General features: G+C 56.5%; 2 protein-coding genes. Both read left to right on the top strand.

The features are described from left to right. The first annotated feature begins 459 nt into the window (after positions 1–459). Positions 460–735, top strand: a complete 276-nt coding sequence (locus tag RC85_RS28740; protein ID WP_238383231.1) for a hypothetical protein — start codon at positions 460–462, stop codon at positions 733–735. 742 nt (positions 736–1,477) lie between these two features. Next, positions 1,478–1,951, top strand: coding sequence for a YHS domain-containing protein (locus RC85_RS25375; protein WP_068267687.1), 474 nt, complete (start codon positions 1,478–1,480; stop codon positions 1,949–1,951). The last annotated feature ends 565 nt before the right edge of the window (positions 1,952–2,516 follow it).

The raw sequence follows: 2,516 nt of genomic DNA, 5'->3' as shown, positions 1-2,516 counted from the left end.
AACTCGGCAAGTTGCCTGACCGCTCGGACGTACGCCTTGACGGTTCGGTCTGCCATGCCCTGAAGCTGCAGATCATCGGAGAGCCGCTTACGTAGCGACTCCGGGAAGAAACTTGGGTTGGACTTGGACGGATTAAATCGCTTAGACTTGCTCATGTGGGGGATCCTCTGAGAGAATGTAAGCCGAACTCCCAGTGAGTTCGGATCTACCAAAGGGTTCCTCACGTTTTCAATCCACACGCCCCGCCGCGAAGCGGCTTACTTGAACCATGGGATGCACCGGAGTGGGACTTGCGGCCGTTTCCTGATGGTTACCTTTTCCCTTCCCACCCGGTGATCCCGGTCGTTATCCGACTGAAAGCTCTCTGTTTACTTGGATTCTTGCCGACTCATGAAATGGCTCACCAATCTTCTGCTCCGAGGGGCCACCAAACGTTGCAGGAAAAAACTGCGTGGTGAAATGGATAGCAGTGCGGAATTGGATCTGATCGCGATCGCATTTGCCTGCGCTTGCTACCCGACTGGCACGTACAAATCCGACGCTTACAATCGAATCCTTGCCGCCATCAGATCGGGAGAATACAACGCGATACCATCTCGCGATGCTAGACTTGTCGTGCACGAATGGACTTACTACAACCGAATGCCCGCTTCTGACGCCTTTTCCGCGGTCTGGACCGTGGGCCTGCACACTTTCGCCGCTCAATTGCTCCCGGTGCTGTATGCCGACGGATAACCATTGCATGCACCGGAGTGGCGGCCGCACGCTTTTCTCTCTGCTTGCACGTCAAATCCCGCCACCTCGGTGATGCATACCGTTATCCGACTGAGCCGCGGACACTTGCTGCCCGCCTCGCGCCCTGCGGGGCACAACCTACGCATGGACTCCATGCCGATCACTACATGCCATGATCAACGCATCGTATGCATGACGACTGGCTCGATTCAACCAATGCCTGAATTCACACTCACGGATTCTCGAACAACTCATGCTCGTGCTGGCGATACAATACTTTCCCCTTTGCTTGCACGACCGGCGACGACGTACCGTATCGGCGGCGATCTCCCTTGGTCGCGCTTTTTCACTGACCGCCGCCGATACGGAACGTCGTCGCCTCCAAGGTGGTTCCCACGGCAACTTCGTAGCCGACGCCTGATGTCATGGGCGACCGCATTGGAACGTTTTTCCCTGATTCAACCTTTTGCGGTAACGCCAAATTTGCCGACGACGATTGATCTTTCCCTTCCGGGCCATCATCGTCGGCAAATTTGACGTAACCGCAATCCCTTCGCTACACCGGCGTTCCGACTGACCGCCTCGCAGGTGTCGGTCCCCATCGTAAACATGATCGCGGATAACCATGGGATGCACCGGAGTACGGCTTGCGCGATTTTCCGTGATGGTTGACTTTTCTCTCCGTACCCGGTGATCCCGACCGTTATCCGTACTGAGTCCCCTTCCCAAACGGAGTTTCCCTATGACATCTCGCCTCGCAATCGCAGTGCTGCTGCTCAACTGTGCGTTCTGCTACGCTAGCGACAAAGACCCATCACCCGGTGCGGACGGCTACTGCCTCGTCTCGACCGTCGAAGACAACGTCTGGATCAAGGGCGAAACAAACATCACATCCGTCTACCGCGGCTGTCGCTTCCATTTCCTGAACGGAAATGCGAAGGCAAAGTTCGACAAAAAACCTGAGTTCTACGCCCCCATGATTGATGGAAATGACCCCGTGCTCTCCGCGGACTCGGACAAGCGAGTTCCCGGAAAACGCGGCTTTGCGATGCGTCACAAAGACCGGACATTTTTCTTTGCTTCACGTAAAAACATGGAGGCATTCGACGCGAACCCTGATCCGTACGCTCTGCACGCCCGAAACCAGCAGGAAATCGAAGACAAACTTCGGCGACTAGAACTTAATCGCGGTAAACCTGCATCCGTCAAACCGTAGCTTGATCTGCGCAAACGGATAACCATGGGATGCACCGGAGTACGGCTTGCGAGATTTTCTGTGATGGTTGACTTTTCTCTCCGTACCCGGTGATCCCGGCCGTTATCCGACTGAGCCGCGGACACTTGCTGCCCGCCTCGCGCCCTGCGGGGCATTGCCAACGCACGACTAAAACCGCTTTGCCCCCGACTCTGGACCTTGACCGAAGTGCCGACTACCCTGCGGGGCACCAACCGACGCTTGACTTCCAATGCTCCAACAATGCCGACGTGCCGCATGCACTGCGTGGCACCAACCAACGCCTGACTTCCATCGCTCGACAACATCGAAGTGCCGACTGCCCTGCGGGGCATCAACCGACGCCTGAATTTCAATGCCCGAACAACGCCGGTGTGCCGGATGCACTGCGTGGCACTAACCAACGCCTGTCTCCTTGCACTCGATATGCTCCTGCCCGACGAAACTTGCTTGACCGACCGCTCTTTGCTACGATCTACACACGGTGATGGTCACCCACGGGGACGAAGTCCGCACTGTCGGACCCTATCGCGATGGTGCTTTGCGG

Source organism: Rubripirellula obstinata (assembly GCF_001642955.1).
GTDB classification, from domain to species: domain Bacteria; phylum Planctomycetota; class Planctomycetia; order Pirellulales; family Pirellulaceae; genus Rubripirellula; species Rubripirellula obstinata.
Note: the sequence above shows the minus strand (reverse complement) of the source record. Positions and strands in the feature narration are given on the sequence as shown.

What these genes read in the sequence shown, in the direction of transcription:
- RC85_RS28740 (WP_238383231.1), top strand. Translation starts at nt 460, where the DNA reads ATGGATAGCAGTGCGGAATTGGATCTGATCGCGATCGCATTTGCCTGC.
- RC85_RS25375 (WP_068267687.1), top strand. Translation starts at nt 1,478, where the DNA reads ATGACATCTCGCCTCGCAATCGCAGTGCTGCTGCTCAACTGTGCGTTC.